Here is a 14,837-nt window from a genome sequence, read left to right as displayed (position 1 = left end):
ACGCATTAACGAGTATCACTGCCCGGCGATTTTCATCTCCGGTAACAATACCGAACCACATTGGATATTACTGCGCGTTTCAATATCGTTCCCCACGGTCACAATATTGCGCCACATCTCTTTTAAGTTACCGGCGATGGTAATTTCACTCACCGGATACTGAATTTCGCCGTTTTCGACCCAGAAGCCCGCCGCGCCGCGCGAGTAATCGCCGGTAATGCCGCTTACGCCCTGGCCCATCAGCTCGGTAACCACAAGGCCTGTGCCCATCTCTTTGAGCAACTGCTCGAAGCTTAGACCCTGTCCCGGAATTCGCCAGTTGTGGATCCCGCCCGCATGCCCGGTGCTCTTCAGCCCCAACTTACGCGCAGAGTAGTTGGTCAGCAGCCACTGAGTCAGCACGCCGTCTTTAATGATGTCACGGCGTTCAGTCCGTACCCCTTCACTGTCGAATGGCGACGACGCCAGCCCTTTCAGCAGGTGCGGATGCTCTTCAATGGTCAGCCATTCCGGCAGAATTTGTTTGCCCAGTGAATCCAGCAGGAAGGTAGATTTGCGGTACACCGAACCGCCGGCAATCGCGCCGACCAAGTGTCCGAACAGTCCGGTCGCCACTTCGTTGGCGAAAATCACCGGCGCTTTCATGGTGGACAGCTTACGCGGCGACAAACGAGATAAGGTGCGGCGAGCACAGTCAGCCCCTACCCACTCCGGCGTTTGCAGATCGTCCATCGCCCGGCCAATGGTGTAGGCGTAATCGCGTTCCATATCGCCATTTTCTTCCGCGATCACACAGCTGGAAAGGGAATGACGCGTGGAGCAGTAGCCCTGCAGCATGCCGTGGCTGTTACCAAACACTTTGATGCCATAGTGGCTGTTAAAGCTGCCGCCTTCGGTATTGGTGATACGCTTATCAGCCTGCAGCGCCGCCTGTTCAGCACGAGCAGCCAGTTCGATGGCTTCATCAGGGGAAACTTCCGCCGGGTGGAACAGGTCCAGATCGGGCGCCTCAAAGGCCAGCAGGTCTTTATCTGCCACGCCTGCGCACGGATCCGGCGAAGTGTAACGTGCAATGTCCAGCGCAGCCTGCACGGTGCGTGCAATTGCCTGCGGGCTTAAATCGGTGGACGATGCGCTGCCCTTACGGTTCTGGTGATAAACCGTAATCCCCAGTGCACCATCGCTATTGAATTCGACGTTCTCCACTTCACCATAACGGGTGCTGACGCTAATACCCGTGGTCTTGCTTACAGCGACTTCCGCGCCATCCGACTTACCTGACGCTAATTCCAGTGCCGTCGAGACTGCTTCTTCCAGAATCTTACGCTGCGCTTCAACTTGTGAGATTACTTTCATCGCAAATGCCATAATGTAGAGAGAGTTTCTCTGAAGTCTAACAGAGAACCGTTTTTCAGTGCGCATCTTAACTGGTAACATTAGCCTCTTTTTTTAAGGAGCCTGAAATGACAAAGCAGCCCGAAGACTGGCTCGACGACGTTCCCGGTGATGACATCGAAGACGAAGACGATGAAATTATCTGGGTCAGTAAAAGTGAAATTAAACGCGATGCCGAGGAGTTAAAACGCCTGGGTGCGGAACTGGTTGATCTGGGGAAAAACGCGCTGGATAAGATCCCGCTCGATGCGGATTTACGTGCCGCCATTGAGCTGGCCCAGCGTATTAAGATGGAAGGACGCCGCCGCCAGCTGCAGTTGATTGGCAAAATGTTGCGCCAGCGCGATGTTGATCCTATCCGTCAGGCGCTGGACAAGCTGAAAAATCGCCACAACCAGCAGGTCGTTGTTTTCCATAAGCTGGAGCAACTGCGTGACCGTATGGTTGACGGTAGCGATGAAGCTATCGAAGAAGTGATGAACCTGTGGCCTGACGCCGATCGTCAGCAACTGCGTTCTCTGGTGCGTAACGCCAGGAAAGAAAAAGCGGGCAACAAGCCGCCAAAATCTTCCCGCCAGATCTTCCAGTATCTGCGTGAACTGGCGGAAAACGAGGCCTAACCTCTTCGTCTGCCGAAAGTGCCGGATGGCGGTGCAAACACCTTATCCGGCCTACAATCCGTGAATTCGTTGTAGGCCCGGTAAGCGTAGCGCCACCGGGCATTTTTTTACTCTTGCGCTTCCGCCTGAGCTTTCTTCGCCAGACCATCCAGCAGTTTTTGATGAATACCACCAAATCCGCCGTTACTCATCACCAGAATGTGATCGCCTGGCTGCGCGGTTTTCACCACCATATCTGCCAGGGCATCCACATCACCACTCCAGTGCGCCGGCTGAACGCAGGCTTCAGCGACTTCTGCTACCTGCCACGGAATATGCGGGGGTTGCAGCAGGAACACTTCGTCCGCACGGCCTAACGACGGCGCCAGATCATCTTTGCACAGTCCCATTTTCATGGTGTTAGAGCGAGGCTCCAGCACCGCAATAATGCGTGCCGTACCGCCAACTTTCCCGCGCAGCGCCGCAAGCGTTGCCAGAATCGCGGTTGGATGATGGGCAAAATCATCATACACCGTCACGCCGTGCGCTTCACCACGCAGTTCAAGACGACGACGGGCGTTAATGAACGAGCCTAGCGCATTGGCTGCATCCGCAGGCACGACGCCCACGTGACGGGCTGCCGCAATCGCCATCAGGCCATTGTGCATGTTGTGTTCGCCGACCAGACCCCACTTAACTTCACCCACTTTTTCACCGTCCAGCCACACTTCCCACTCGGAAGCATCGGTAGTGAGCTTTTTCGCCTGCCAGTGACCCTGCTCGCCCACCAACTCCTGTTCGCTCCAGCAGCCCATCGCCATCGTTTGTTTCAGATTGATGTCGTTTTCCGGGTAGATGATGCGTCCCTGGCCCGGCACGATACGCACCAGATGATGGAACTGTTTCTGAATCGCTTTCAGATCGTCAAAGATATCTGCGTGATCGAACTCAAGGTTATTGAGGATCAGGGTACGCGGGCAGTAATGCACGAATTTAGAACGCTTATCGAAGAACGCGCAGTCGTACTCATCCGCTTCAATCACGAAGAAGTCACTTTCGCCCAGACGCGCGGAAACCTCAAAGTTACCCGGCACGCCGCCGATCACGAAGCCCGGTTTATAGCCGCAGACTTCGAGGATCCAGGTCGCCATTCCGGCGGTGGTGGTTTTGCCGTGCGTACCCGCAACCGCCAGTACCCAGCGGTCGCGCAATACAAAGTCATGCAGCCATTGCGGGCCAGACATGTATGGAATGTTCTTCTCCAGCACCGCTTCCACGCAGGGGTTACCACGGGTCATCGCATTACCGATGATCACCAGGTCCGGCTGTGGATCGAGCTGGCTGGCATCGTAACCCTGAATCAGATCAATGCCTTGCTTCTCAAGTAAGGTGCTCATCGGCGGATACACATTGGCGTCCGAACCGGTTACTTCATGACCGAGCGAGCGTGCCAGCATCGCCAGACCGCCCATGAAAGTGCCACAAATTCCCAAAATATGAATGCGCATACGTCACTATCCTTTTTTAATCTGGGGGCCATTTTACGCACATGTCTGGCAACTGAGAAACGCATTTCAGGATATTCCGTAGTTTGCTGGCGCGATTCACCTGAGCGCGATAGCTGAAATATTTGTTAATATTGTTGCGGTCGCTTTACTCCACATAAATTGCAGGGAAAGTGTTATGAAAACGTTAGGTGAATTTATTGTCGAAAAGCAGCACGAGTTTTCTCATGCTACCGGTGAACTCACTGCTTTGTTGTCGGCAATAAAGCTGGGCGCCAAGATCATCCACCGCGATATCAATAAGGCCGGTCTGGTCGATATCCTGGGTGCCAGCGGTGCAGAGAACGTGCAGGGAGAGGTGCAACAAAAACTCGATCTGTTCGCAAACGAAAAACTGAAAGCTGCACTGAAGGCACGCGACATCGTGGCGGGAATTGCCTCAGAAGAAGAAGATGAAATTGTCGTCTTTGAAGGCTGTGAACACGCAAAATACGTTGTGCTAATGGATCCGCTGGATGGCTCATCCAACATCGATGTTAACGTCTCTGTCGGTACGATTTTCTCTATTTATCGCCGCGTAACCCCCGTCGGCACGCCGGTCACGGAAGAGGATTTCCTGCAGCCGGGCAACAAGCAAGTTGCTGCGGGCTACGTGGTTTATGGTTCTTCCACCATGCTGGTGTACACCACCGGCTGTGGCGTGCACGCCTTCACCTACGATCCTTCTCTGGGCGTATTCTGCCTCAGCCAGGAACGTATGCGCTTCCCGGCGAAAGGTAGCACGTACTCCATTAACGAAGGCAACTACATTAAATTCCCGAATGGCGTGAAGAAATACATTAAATTCTGTCAGGAAGAAGATAAGTCAACCCAGCGCCCGTACACTTCGCGCTACATTGGCTCTCTGGTTGCCGATTTCCATCGCAATCTGCTGAAAGGCGGGATCTATCTGTACCCAAGCACCGCCAGCCACCCGCAAGGGAAACTGCGTCTGCTGTACGAATGCAACCCAATGGCCCTGCTGGCTGAGCAAGCCGGCGGCAAGGCGAGCGACGGTAAAAATCGTATTCTGGATATCATCCCGGAAAGCCTGCACCAACGCCGCTCCTTCTTCGTGGGTAACGACCATATGGTTGACGATGTAGAGCGCTTTATCCGCGAGTTCCCGGACGCATAAGCGCAACATCCGGCCTACAGCACGTTGCAGGCCGGATAAGCGAAGTACCATCCGGCACAATGCTGTGATATTGCCGGATGGCGGCTTCGCCTTATCAGGCCTACGTTCGGTTAGGCTGTCTGTAGCTTAAATACGGCCATGGCTTCGATTAGCGCTGAAGACTGCTCTTCCAGCGAGCGGGTAGCCGCTGAAGACTGCTGTACCAGCGCCGCATTTTGCTGCGCCGTTTCATCCATCTGAATCACCGCAATATTCACCTGCTCAATGCCGCGACTCTGTTCCTGGGACGCACTGGCAATTTCACGCATCAGTTTGGTCATACGCATGACCTCGGTCGCAATCTCATCCATGGTTTCACCCGCCTGCTGCGCCAGTTCACTTCCCTCACCCACATGCGTATGGGAATCGCTGATCAATGTACGGATCTCTTTTGCCGCCTCGGCGCTGCGGCTGGCCAGATTACGTACTTCACCTGCAACAACCGCAAAACCCCGCCCCTGCTCACCGGCGCGCGCCGCTTCAACGGAGGCGTTAAGCGCCAGGATGTTGGTCTGGAAAGCAATGCCGTCGATTACGCTGAGGATGTCGGCGATTCGGCTGGAACTGCCGGAAATATCGCGCATTTTCTCGATCACATAGCACACCATTTCGCTACCGCGATCGGCGGTATCCGACACTGATTTTGCCAACTGATGCGCCTGTTCCGCGTTCTGTGCATTCTGTTTCACCGTCGCGGTGAGTTCTTCCATGCTGGCGGCGGTCTGCTCCAGTGAAGTGGCTGTCGATTCAGTGCGTTGTGCCAGATGCTGGTTCCCGGCCGTCAGTTCACGACTGCCAATATCAATTTGCGAGCTGGCATCGCGTACGCGTTGTACTGAGTCGCCCAGCGCATGGCGCATGTTATCCATTGCCGCGTTCAGGCGGTTGAATTCGGCGCTGGCCGATAACGCGCTAACAGGCGACAAATCCCCCGTCGCCAGGCGTTCCAGTTGTTCCACTATGCTATCCAGCGGCTTGAGAAACTTATTTCGCAGCATAAACCAAATGACCGCCAGCAACACAATGGCAGCCAACATGGCAGCACTCATAATACCGTGATAAACCAAAGAGTTAATAACGCGGGTAGCGGCATAAAGCCCCATACCGCCGGTCAGCAACAGAAGAAACGTCAGCAAAGACAATAACACCAACAAACTTGATCGAATTGAAAGGGATTTTGGCATCGGTATATTTCCGGTTGTAGGGTTAAAACAGACCTGTACAGAACCTATCGACTACAACCGGAAAAAGTTTAGGTATTTAAATGTTTTGTGCAAAATCATGATGTTACTTTGGTGTTGCCGCCGTACCCACTCGGGTTACCGGCGAGCTCTGACGATTTTCCCAAAGCACCGTCAGACCGCGTTGTAACGCTATAAAAATAAACAATAAAATGCCAATCGCGATCTTCGTCCACCAGGAACTTAATGTGCCATCAAAATTAATGTAGGTCTGGATCAGCCCCTGAATGGCAACGCCAAACAACGTGCCTAACACCGTACCGACCCCACCACTTAGCAGCGTTCCGCCAATCACCACTGAGGCAATCGCATCCAGCTCAACGCCAACGCCCGCCAGCGCATAACCCGCCTGGGTGTAAATGGAAAAGACAATGCCGGCCAGCGTAGCAAGCCCGGTAGACAGCATATAAATGCGGATCGTTGTGCTGCGAGTAGAAATGCCCATCAGGTTAGCAGAGGTGGCGTTGCCGCCAATGGCGTAAACCTGATTACCAAAGCGCGTACGATGCGCAAGGAAGATGCCAATCACCACCACGCCCAGCATTAACAACCCCATCGCGCTCAGGCGACCGCCGCCAGGAATTTTCCATGCCAGGCTTGAGAGCGTGTCATAGATCGGATGGTTAATTGGGATCGACTCTTCAGAGACCAGATAGCTGACGCCGCGCAGGAAAAACATTCCCGCCAGCGTAATAATGAATGCCGGGATCTTCAGCGCATCAATCAGTAACCCCATAAATGCGCCAAACGCGCAGCCCATCAGCAAAATCAGGGGAAACGCCAGCAGCGGGGAAATCCCCCAATAGCCAATGGCCTTCGCCAAAAATACGCCGGTAAAGGCGATCACCGAGCCAACGGAAAGGTCGATCCCGCCAGAGAGGATCACGAAAGTCATGCCCACGGCAATAATCCCTAAAAAAGCGTTATCGGTCAGGATATTGCAAATCACCCGGGTGGAAGCAAAAGCTGGGAATTGCGTCAGGCAGTAAAGGTAGCCCAGCACAAACACGCCGAGGGTGATCATCAGCGGTAAATTACGTTTTATCATGACCGCGCACTCCTTTTATCAGGCTGATAAAGCGTTGTGACTGCACGACCAGCACGCACAACACCACGATGGCTTTGACCACCTGATTCAGTTCCGGCTGGAAGCCCGACAGCAAAATCCCGGTGTTCATCCCCTGAATGATCAACGCGCCAATTACCGATAGCAGCAGGTTAAAGCGCCCGCCCATCAGCGAGCCACCGCCAATAACCACCGCCAGGATGGCATCCAGCTCCAGCCATAATCCGGCGTTATTGGCATCTGCCCCACGAATATCCGCCGTGACGATAATACCGGCGATAGCCGCACACAGGCCGCTCAGCACATAAGTGAGCATCACAATGATGCGGGTATTCACCCCGGCGTTTTTCGCCGCACGAATGTTAATGCCCACCGCTTCAATGAACATGCCCAGCGCCGTTTTACGCGTTAGCAGCCAAAAGGCGACCAGCGTCAGCAGCGCGATAATCACCGGCGTGGGGAACAGTAACAGCGAGCCGCTGCCAAACCACGACAGCTCGGGCGAGTTGAAAGTGACGATCTGCCCGGAAGTGATAAGCTGCGCCACTCCACGCCCGGCCACCATCAGGATAAGTGTCGCAACAAACGGCTGGATCTTGAGGATTGCCACCAGAATCCCGTTCCACAGCCCGGCCAGAATGCCGGAGCCTAAGGCAGCAAGCAGCACCACCGGCAGACTGTGCCCGGCCACCGTCATCGCCGCGGTGGTCGCTCCTGCAATAGCCATCACCGCGCCAACGGAAAGATCGATGCCGCCAGTGGCAATCACCAGCGTCATACCAATCGCCAGCAGCGCCACGGGAGCGGCACGGTTGAGAATATCAATCGGGCTGCCGAACAGGCGACCATCCTGCAAAATCACCTGGTAGAAGTGCGGGGCCACCAGGCTGTCGACCAGCAGCACCAGCAGTAGCGCCACCAGTTGCGGCATACCTTTTGGCCAACGGAACCGTCGTTTCGCGGTGTTGGATTGAGGGAGAGATTGAGGCATCACCATAGTCTCCTTAGGCCGCAATGGCATTCATGATCGCCGGTACGGACAGTTCAGCCAGTGGGATCTCGGCTACCTGTTTGCGATCGCGCATAATAATGACCCGATCGGCATAACCCACTAACTCTTCCAGTTCGGATGAAATCACCAGCAGCGCCAGACCATCCGCGCACAGCGTTTCGATCAGGCGGATAATCTCCGCATGCGCGCCGACGTCGATCCCGCGCGTGGGTTCATCGAGGATCAGGAACTGCGGTTTGGTCAGCAACCAGCGCGAGAGCAAAACTTTTTGCTGATTACCGCCGGAGAGAAACTCGATCGGCTGTTCAGCGTTGGGGGTACGAATTCCGAGCTGGCGGATAAAACGCTCGGCAATCTCGTTTTGTTCTTTCCGTGGGATAGGCCGCAGCCAGCCGCGCTGCGCCTGCAGGGCCAGAATGATATTTTCCCGTACCGAAGCCGCGGCGATGATGCCATCCGTTTTGCGATCCTCCGGACAGAAGCCGATCCCCAGACACGAAGCCTGATGCGGCGATCGCAAGGTCTGCGGTTTGCCTTTGATCAGCGCACTGCCGCTGTCGGCGGGTTTAATGCCGAAGATCACCTCGGCCGTTTCCGTTCGCCCGGATCCCAGCAGTCCGGCGAGACCGACGATCTCGCCGGGACGCACCTGTAGATCAAACGGCGCGATGGTGCCTTTCTTGCCAAAGCCGCTAAAGGCCGCCACCGGCTTATCGCTCAGCAATGTGCGGCCCGCACGCTGTAGCGCATGGGTATCCAGTTCGCGACCCAGCATCATTTTGACCAGTTCAATTTGCGGTAATTCCCGGGTTTCACGGCAGCCAACGAAGCCGCCGTTACGCAGGACGGTGATGCGATCGCTGACCTGATAAACCTGATCGAGAAAATGGGTGACGAAGATCAGGCTGACACCGCGATCGCGCAGATGACGCATCAGGCCGAACAGCATTTCAACTTCCTGGGTATCGAGGCTGGCGGTGGGTTCGTCGAGGATCAGCACTTTCGCGGAGAGATCTATTGCCCGACAGATGGCAACTATCTGCTGCATCGCCACGGAAAAGCGGTTCAGCGGCTCGCGGACGTCGAGGGAAAAACCGTATGACGCCATCAGCTCCGTCGCGCGTTTTTCCATCTGCTTACGCTGTAGCAGACCAAAACGCCGCGGCTCACGGCCAATAAACAGGTTATCGGCAACCGACATATTGGGCAGCAGGTTCACTTCCTGGTACACGGTGCCAATCCCCAGTTGCTGGGCATGGGCGGTGTTTTTCGGGGAGATCGGCTGGCCTTCGAGCCAGATAGTGCCGCGATCTGCATGGTAAACGCCGGTCAGCGCTTTGATGAGCGTCGATTTGCCGGCTCCGTTTTCCCCCAGCAGCGCCATAATCTCGCCCCGACGCAGACTGAAATCCACGTTATCCAGTGCTTTGACGCCGGGAAAAAATTTACTTAATCCTTCGGTGCGGAGGATCTCCTGATGTTGGTCGGTGGTCATGGTATTCCTCCGGAACGAAATCACGGCGTTTCGTAGGCCTGATAAGCGCAGCGCCATCAGGCAATAAATGCCGGATGGCGGAGTAACGCCTTATCCGGCCTACGGAAGACCGACAGCAAAACTAGTAGCCCATGTTTTTCTTCTTCTCTAACTCTTCTTTCGCCGTATCCGGCAGATAGAGGATAGATTTGGTAATGGTCAGCTTCTCAGGCATCGTGCCGTCTTTCTTGAATTTCTCCAGCGCATCGAATGCCGGCCCTGCCATATTTGGCGTCAGTTCGACGCTGGCGTTGGCTTCGCCATCAATCATCGCTTTATAGATATCCGGTACGCCGTCGATTGAACCGGTCAGAATATCTTTGCCCGGCTTCAGACCCGCTTCTTTGATCGCCTGGATAGCCCCGATCACCATGTCATCGTTGTGAGCGTAAACCATGCAGATGTTCTTGCCGTTGTTTTCAGCTTTGATAAAGCTCTCCATCACTTCTTTGCCTTTGCTGCGGGTGAAGTCCCCGGACTGAGAGCGAATAATTTTGATGTTTGGCGCGCTGGCGATGGCTTCGGCAAAACCTTTTTTACGGTCAATCGCCACGCTGGCCCCGACGGTCCCTTGCAGCTCAACCACGTTACACGGTTTGCCGTTCACCTCTTTAATCAGCCAGTCGCCGATTAATTTACCTTCCAGCACGTTATTGGCGGTAACGGTGGTCATATAGAGAGATTTGTCTTTTACATCGATGGAACGATCGAGCAAAAAGACCGGAATGTTGGCATCTTTCGCTTCTTTTAACACCGGCTCCCAACCCGTTGCCACGACCGGCGCAATGAAGATGGCATCCACGCCCTGCGCAACAAATGAGCGTACGGCTTTAATCTGGTTTTCCTGTTTTTGCTGGCCGTCAGCGATTTTCAGCGTAATACCTCGCTTTTCGGCCTCGCTTTTCGCCACATTGGTTTCCGCCGCGCGCCAGCCGGATTCAGAGCCAACCTGCGAAAATCCTACGGTTAAAGGGGCTGCCAATGCCATAGACGACATGGCTGTCGAAACTGCTGTGACTAAAAGTAAGCGCTTCCACATAAGTGCGTCCTCGTAGGGGGATTATTGTTGGTTAATAAACAGTCGCGAAAAAACTATAGACAATTGAGCATGTAACGAATTGCGTTACATCACACTTCAAAAAAGTAAATAAAACGTTAATCACAACTTTGTAATCGCTTTCATATCACTATGAAAAATGCGGCTGAAGATATGGATTTTTCTGTCACAAAAGAGAAGGGAAAAGAAGAAAATGTGCGCCGCGAAATCGAAAACAAGCGGAGACATTCGGCGCGAGTTGGCTATAATACCCGCCACTTGTTTGCCATAGCTTATTTAAAGGAAACAGACATGAGCTTACTCAACGTCCCTGCCGGTAAAGATCTGCCGGAAGATATCTACGTTGTTATCGAGATCCCTGCAAACGCAGATCCGATCAAATACGAAGTTGACAAAGAGAGCGGCGCCCTGTTCGTTGACCGCTTCATGTCCACCGCGATGTTCTATCCGTGCAACTACGGTTACATCAACCACACCCTGTCTCTGGATGGTGATCCGGTAGACGTTCTGGTCCCGACTCCGTATCCGCTGGAGCCAGGTTCAGTGATCCGCTGCCGTCCGGTTGGCGTACTGAAAATGACCGACGAATCCGGCGAAGATGCAAAACTGGTTGCGGTACCGCACACCAAACTGAGCAAAGAATACGATCACATTAAAGATGTGACCGACCTGCCGGACCTGCTGAAGGCACAGATCACCCACTTCTTCGAGCACTACAAAGACCTCGAAGCAGGCAAATGGGTAAAAGTTGACGGTTGGGACAACGCTGAAGCCGCTAAAGCTGAAATCGTTGCTTCCTTCGAGCGCGCGAAGAAGTAAGTTCGCCTGCTCTGAAAACCCTGAACACCAGCCTCTGGTTAGTAAGGGTTTTTTTATGCCTGTGCTTTTCCTCCCTTTATTTTCCCGGTATCCCGCTGGTTTCTTTTTGACCTACCAGATTGGGTAGTCACATTTCATTTATCTTAATTGCGAATGAGATTAGATCTCATTATCATTCGCACAATGTAAATAAATGTGAATAAAAGTCAATGAACCTCCACACTGTGAAGTCCCTGAAACACTATTCTTGTGTGGCGCTCGCCACAGCACTGTTATTTACCAGCCTGCCCAGCGTGGCGCAGATGCTACCTGAGAAAGATTTTCTGACCCACGACGTCGGGAACGGCGTGTATGAACTGGCGGTTGATAGTCAGCAGAACACGCTCTTTGCCGCCTCGTCTCCGTCGTTTGATAAAGACAAAACCCGCGGGCTTATCTACAAACTCGATCTGGAAAAACTCACAACCACCGAAGTCATCGACACCAGCCGTCGTGCCTTTGCCACCGCGCTGGACGAAGAAAATCAGGTGCTATATGTGGGCAACACGCTGGAAGGTTCGGTAACGCTAATTGATACCCGCAGCGGTAAAGAGTTGGCGATACTGCAACTGAGCGAGACCAAAAATCCAAAGGAAATCGTCCATACGCGTGAAATGGTGCTCGATAAGCAGCATCACCGTCTGTACGTTTCCGGCGTGGCTGAAAAAGGCATTGTCTGGGTGGTGGATACGCAAAAGCGCGAAAAAATCGCCACCATTGAAAATATGGGTCAGTATCCGACCGGTATGGCGGTGGATGCAAATAAGAACCGCCTGTATGTGGTGAATGGCAGAAACGAGCTGATTACGCTGGACACCAGCAGCCACAAAATCATTAGCCGCTTTTCCATTGAACCCGCTAAAAAACATTTCTTCCTGAATATTGCGCTGGATGCAAAAAATAACCGCGCGTTCCTGACCGATCCGGATTTAGCAGATGTTTTGGTTGTCGATATTAATACTGGCAAAGTTATTGCGCCAATTAAGGTCATTAACTCTTTGGCAGTTATATATAACGAAAAACGCCAGGAAGTGTATATCACCCACCGCAATGCAAAGCGCATCAGCATTGTGGACAGCAAGACTTATCAGGTAAAACAAAGCATTGAAACCACTGCGTTACCTAACAGTCTTGCACTTTCTCATGACGCTAACACCTTGTATGTCAGCGTAAAACAGCCGGAAGAAATGATTGGCGTAAAGCCCGATTACGTGCTGAAAATCGATCTCTCTAAATATTAATAATTAAAAACGCTTCTTACACCTTGCAGCTTTTCCGGGTTGCAAGGTGATGCTTTTGTTTTTTACTTTTCAGGTGTCTTATATTATGAAAACGCGTCAACTTATTACGCTGACAGGGATCGTTGCATTCTCTGGCGGGGTTATTTTCCCCACTCAGGCAGAAGAACTCACCGAAACCTCACGCAATAATGAAGATGAAATGGTGATCACCGCATCCGGGTTCTCGCAGCAAAAGCGCGAAGCGCCGGCCACCATTTCAGTTATCGATCGTAAAACGCTGGATATTCAGCCGGACCGTAGCATTGGTGAAGCGATTAAAAACCTTCCTGGCGTCTCGGTTACCAACAGCAGCGGCATGAATGCGGGCAGCATTATGATCCGCGGTATGGACCCGTCCTATACCGCTTTTATGGTCAACAGCGTCAAACAAAATACCGGTGAGTCACGCCCCTACGGCCATGATATCGGTACTGAAGCCAACTTCTTACCGCCAATGGAGGCCATTGAGCGTATCGAAGTTATCCGCGGGCCAATGTCCTCGCTGTACGGCTCAGATGCCATCGGCGGTGTGGTCAACGTGATTACCAAAAAACCGTATGGTGCAAAAGAGTGGACGACGGCAATTGCCGCCAATACCTGGCTTCAGGAACACCAGTATTTGGGTAATACCAGCCAGATGAATCTGTTTACCATGGGGCCGATTGTGCCAGATGTTCTCGGCCTTAGCGTAGCGGCCGACTGGCTCGACCGTCGCGATGACGATCGCAATGACTATTTCGGCAAACACAACCGTAAATCCATTGATATGACTTTGGGCCTGGCCGCCAGCGAAAACAACCTGTTCGACCTCAACGTTGTCACCGGCGAGCAGGAGAAAAATCGCACTCAGAAACGCGGCGCGCCATGGTCATGGCTGTTCGATCGCAACGCCGCCACCCTGACACATACCGGCTGGTATGCAGATGACACCATCGCGACGACCAACTACATCAACTACGAAAAGGGCCGCTCAAAATACGTTTATGACGGTCAGTCCCCGCAGTATGTGCAGATGGAAAACTATGTCGCTAATTCGCAAACCACGTTTACACTCGACAACCATAAACTGACCATCGGGGCGAATTTTACCCGCGAAGAGTTAAATGACCGCTTTGATGTGGCTAACAAAACGCTGCCCGGCTCAGAGCCGGTAACCAAAATCAGCCGCAACGGCTGGGCGCTGTTTGCTGAAGATGGCTGGAGTGTTGACGATTTCATCCTGACCACTTCGGCGCGTATGGATCAGGACGATAACTTTGGTACACATATTACGCCAAAAATGTACGGCAACTGGGCCTTCAGCGATGCCTGGGCGCTAAAGGGCGGTATTTCGGCAGGATATAAAAAACCGGAGCTACGCGCGACCTCCAGCAACTTCGTCACCCCTTACGGCTCAACCGTGCCTTATCCCTTCCTGACGGTAGGTAATGACGACCTGAAACCAGAGAAAAGCGTTAACTCTGAACTGGGACTCTACTGGACGGGCGATGCGCTGGCTCTGGATAGCACGGTCTTCTATACCCAGTTCAAAGACAAAATCGCTGAACAAACCATTTGTGAAACCACGGCGACAAACCAGTGCTCGGTGAATGGCTACAAAGCAGATTCCGTCAGTAAATACTTTAACGTCAGTGAGGCAGACGTATACGGCATTGAGCTGAATGCCGACTGGCAAATTAGCGCCGATGTGAAAGCCAACGCTAACTACACCTGGAACCACAGCGAGCAGAAAAGTGGCGCCAATAAAGGCTACGCGCTAAACGACTACCCGCGTCATATGGCGAATCTGTCGCTGAGCTGGGCGGCGACACAGAGTCTCGACGTGTGGAGTACGGTGAACTATCGCAGCAGTAACCGCAACAGTGGTAATAACTACAAGTACGATGACTACACAATGGTTGATGTGGGCGTACGTTATCAGCTCAATAAGCACACGCAGTTGATGGCAGGGGTCTACAACGTGCTGGATGAGGATCCGAAGCTGACTACCGCGTGGAATGAATCCGCGCAGGTGGAAGGCCGTCGCTATAATCTCGGCGCGCGCGTAGAGTTTTAAGCCTTAAATAAACAACGC

At 53.1% G+C, this 14,837-nt stretch carries 12 protein-coding genes; 5 read left to right on the top strand and 7 right to left on the bottom strand.

Annotation, left to right across the window (positions count from 1 at the left end):
* Positions 1 to 15: 15 nt before the first annotated feature.
* Positions 16 to 1,368, bottom strand: coding sequence for a metalloprotease PmbA (pmbA, locus tag AL515_RS04205; protein WP_061067119.1), 1,353 nt, complete (start codon positions 1,366 to 1,368; stop codon positions 16 to 18).
* Positions 1,369 to 1,463: 95 nt separating this feature from the next.
* Between pmbA and yjgA the strand changes: the two genes are divergently transcribed.
* Positions 1,464 to 2,015 carry a ribosome biogenesis factor YjgA gene (yjgA, locus tag AL515_RS04200; RefSeq protein WP_003025750.1) on the top strand — a complete coding sequence of 184 codons (552 nt, stop codon included), beginning with the start codon at positions 1,464 to 1,466 and terminating at the stop codon, positions 2,013 to 2,015.
* 107 nt (positions 2,016 to 2,122) lie between these two features.
* On the opposite strand, the gene mpl is transcribed toward yjgA, so the two are convergent.
* Positions 2,123 to 3,502, bottom strand: coding sequence for a UDP-N-acetylmuramate:L-alanyl-gamma-D-glutamyl-meso-diaminopimelate ligase (mpl, locus tag AL515_RS04195; protein ID WP_048212853.1), 1,380 nt, complete (start codon positions 3,500 to 3,502; stop codon positions 2,123 to 2,125).
* 175 nt (positions 3,503 to 3,677) lie between these two features.
* Between mpl and fbp the strand changes: the two genes are divergently transcribed.
* Entirely contained in the window at positions 3,678 to 4,676 is a 999-nt protein-coding gene (gene fbp, locus AL515_RS04190; protein WP_048212854.1) for a class 1 fructose-bisphosphatase, read from the top strand.
* A gap of 110 nt (positions 4,677 to 4,786) precedes the next feature.
* On the opposite strand, the gene AL515_RS04185 is transcribed toward fbp, so the two are convergent.
* The 5 genes from AL515_RS04185 to ytfQ form a co-directional block, all read right to left on the bottom strand.
* Complete coding sequence (locus AL515_RS04185; RefSeq protein WP_082759565.1) at positions 4,787 to 5,899, bottom strand: methyl-accepting chemotaxis protein; 1,113 nt, start codon at positions 5,897 to 5,899, stop codon at positions 4,787 to 4,789.
* A 103-nt stretch (positions 5,900 to 6,002) separates the two neighbouring features.
* Entirely contained in the window at positions 6,003 to 7,004 is a 1,002-nt protein-coding gene (yjfF, locus tag AL515_RS04180; protein ID WP_003025736.1) for a galactofuranose ABC transporter, permease protein YjfF, read from the bottom strand.
* Positions 6,991 to 8,013, bottom strand: a complete 1,023-nt coding sequence (ytfT, locus tag AL515_RS04175; RefSeq protein WP_061068792.1) for a galactofuranose ABC transporter, ATP-binding protein YtfT — start codon at positions 8,011 to 8,013, stop codon at positions 6,991 to 6,993. The genes yjfF and ytfT overlap by 14 nt, the downstream gene beginning before the upstream one ends.
* Positions 8,014 to 8,026: 13 nt before the next feature.
* On the bottom strand, positions 8,027 to 9,529 hold the full coding sequence (ytfR, locus tag AL515_RS04170; protein ID WP_048212855.1) for a galactofuranose ABC transporter, ATP-binding protein YtfR: 1,503 nt from the start codon (positions 9,527 to 9,529) through the stop codon (positions 8,027 to 8,029).
* A 121-nt stretch (positions 9,530 to 9,650) separates the two neighbouring features.
* Positions 9,651 to 10,607: a galactofuranose ABC transporter substrate-binding protein YtfQ gene (gene ytfQ, locus AL515_RS04165; RefSeq protein ID WP_048212856.1), complete on the bottom strand. Its 957-nt coding sequence runs from the start codon at positions 10,605 to 10,607 to the stop codon at positions 9,651 to 9,653.
* Positions 10,608 to 10,916: 309 nt separating this feature from the next.
* Here ytfQ and ppa point away from each other — a divergent pair, with 309 nt between their 5' ends.
* The 3 genes from ppa (at position 10,917) to AL515_RS04150 (ending at position 14,819) form a co-directional block, all read left to right on the top strand.
* Positions 10,917 to 11,444, top strand: coding sequence for an inorganic diphosphatase (ppa, locus tag AL515_RS04160; protein ID WP_048212857.1), 528 nt, complete (start codon positions 10,917 to 10,919; stop codon positions 11,442 to 11,444).
* A 209-nt stretch (positions 11,445 to 11,653) separates the two neighbouring features.
* Positions 11,654 to 12,724, top strand: coding sequence for a 7-bladed beta-propeller protein YncE (gene yncE / locus AL515_RS04155; protein ID WP_061067118.1), 1,071 nt, complete (start codon positions 11,654 to 11,656; stop codon positions 12,722 to 12,724).
* An 85-nt stretch (positions 12,725 to 12,809) separates the two neighbouring features.
* Positions 12,810 to 14,819: a TonB-dependent receptor domain-containing protein gene (locus AL515_RS04150; protein ID WP_061068791.1), complete on the top strand. Its 2,010-nt coding sequence runs from the start codon at positions 12,810 to 12,812 to the stop codon at positions 14,817 to 14,819.
* Positions 14,820 to 14,837 lie beyond the last annotated feature (18 nt).

Origin of the sequence: Citrobacter sp. FDAARGOS_156 (assembly GCF_001559235.2) — a bacterium.
Lineage (GTDB): Bacteria > Pseudomonadota > Gammaproteobacteria > Enterobacterales > Enterobacteriaceae > Citrobacter > Citrobacter youngae.
The sequence above is the reverse complement of the archived record's forward strand: the minus strand, read 5'-3'. Positions and strand labels throughout refer to the sequence as shown.

Bases quoted from the DNA above. Each gene is read 5' to 3' on its own strand.
- ytfR (WP_048212855.1), bottom strand. From the start codon at position 9,529: ATGACCACCGACCAACATCAGGAGATCCTCCGCACCGAAGGATTAAGT.
- ytfT (WP_061068792.1), bottom strand. From the start codon at position 8,013: ATGCCTCAATCTCTCCCTCAATCCAACACCGCGAAACGACGGTTCCGT.
- yjfF (WP_003025736.1), bottom strand. From the start codon at position 7,004: ATGATAAAACGTAATTTACCGCTGATGATCACCCTCGGCGTGTTTGTG.
- AL515_RS04185 (WP_082759565.1), bottom strand. From the start codon at position 5,899: ATGCCAAAATCCCTTTCAATTCGATCAAGTTTGTTGGTGTTATTGTCT.
- yjgA (WP_003025750.1), top strand. From the start codon at position 1,464: ATGACAAAGCAGCCCGAAGACTGGCTCGACGACGTTCCCGGTGATGAC.
- yncE (WP_061067118.1), top strand. From the start codon at position 11,654: ATGAACCTCCACACTGTGAAGTCCCTGAAACACTATTCTTGTGTGGCG.
- AL515_RS04150 (WP_061068791.1), top strand. From the start codon at position 12,810: ATGAAAACGCGTCAACTTATTACGCTGACAGGGATCGTTGCATTCTCT.
- mpl (WP_048212853.1), bottom strand. From the start codon at position 3,502: ATGCGCATTCATATTTTGGGAATTTGTGGCACTTTCATGGGCGGTCTG.
- ppa (WP_048212857.1), top strand. From the start codon at position 10,917: ATGAGCTTACTCAACGTCCCTGCCGGTAAAGATCTGCCGGAAGATATC.
- pmbA (WP_061067119.1), bottom strand. From the start codon at position 1,368: ATGGCATTTGCGATGAAAGTAATCTCACAAGTTGAAGCGCAGCGTAAG.
- fbp (WP_048212854.1), top strand. From the start codon at position 3,678: ATGAAAACGTTAGGTGAATTTATTGTCGAAAAGCAGCACGAGTTTTCT.
- ytfQ (WP_048212856.1), bottom strand. From the start codon at position 10,607: ATGTGGAAGCGCTTACTTTTAGTCACAGCAGTTTCGACAGCCATGTCG.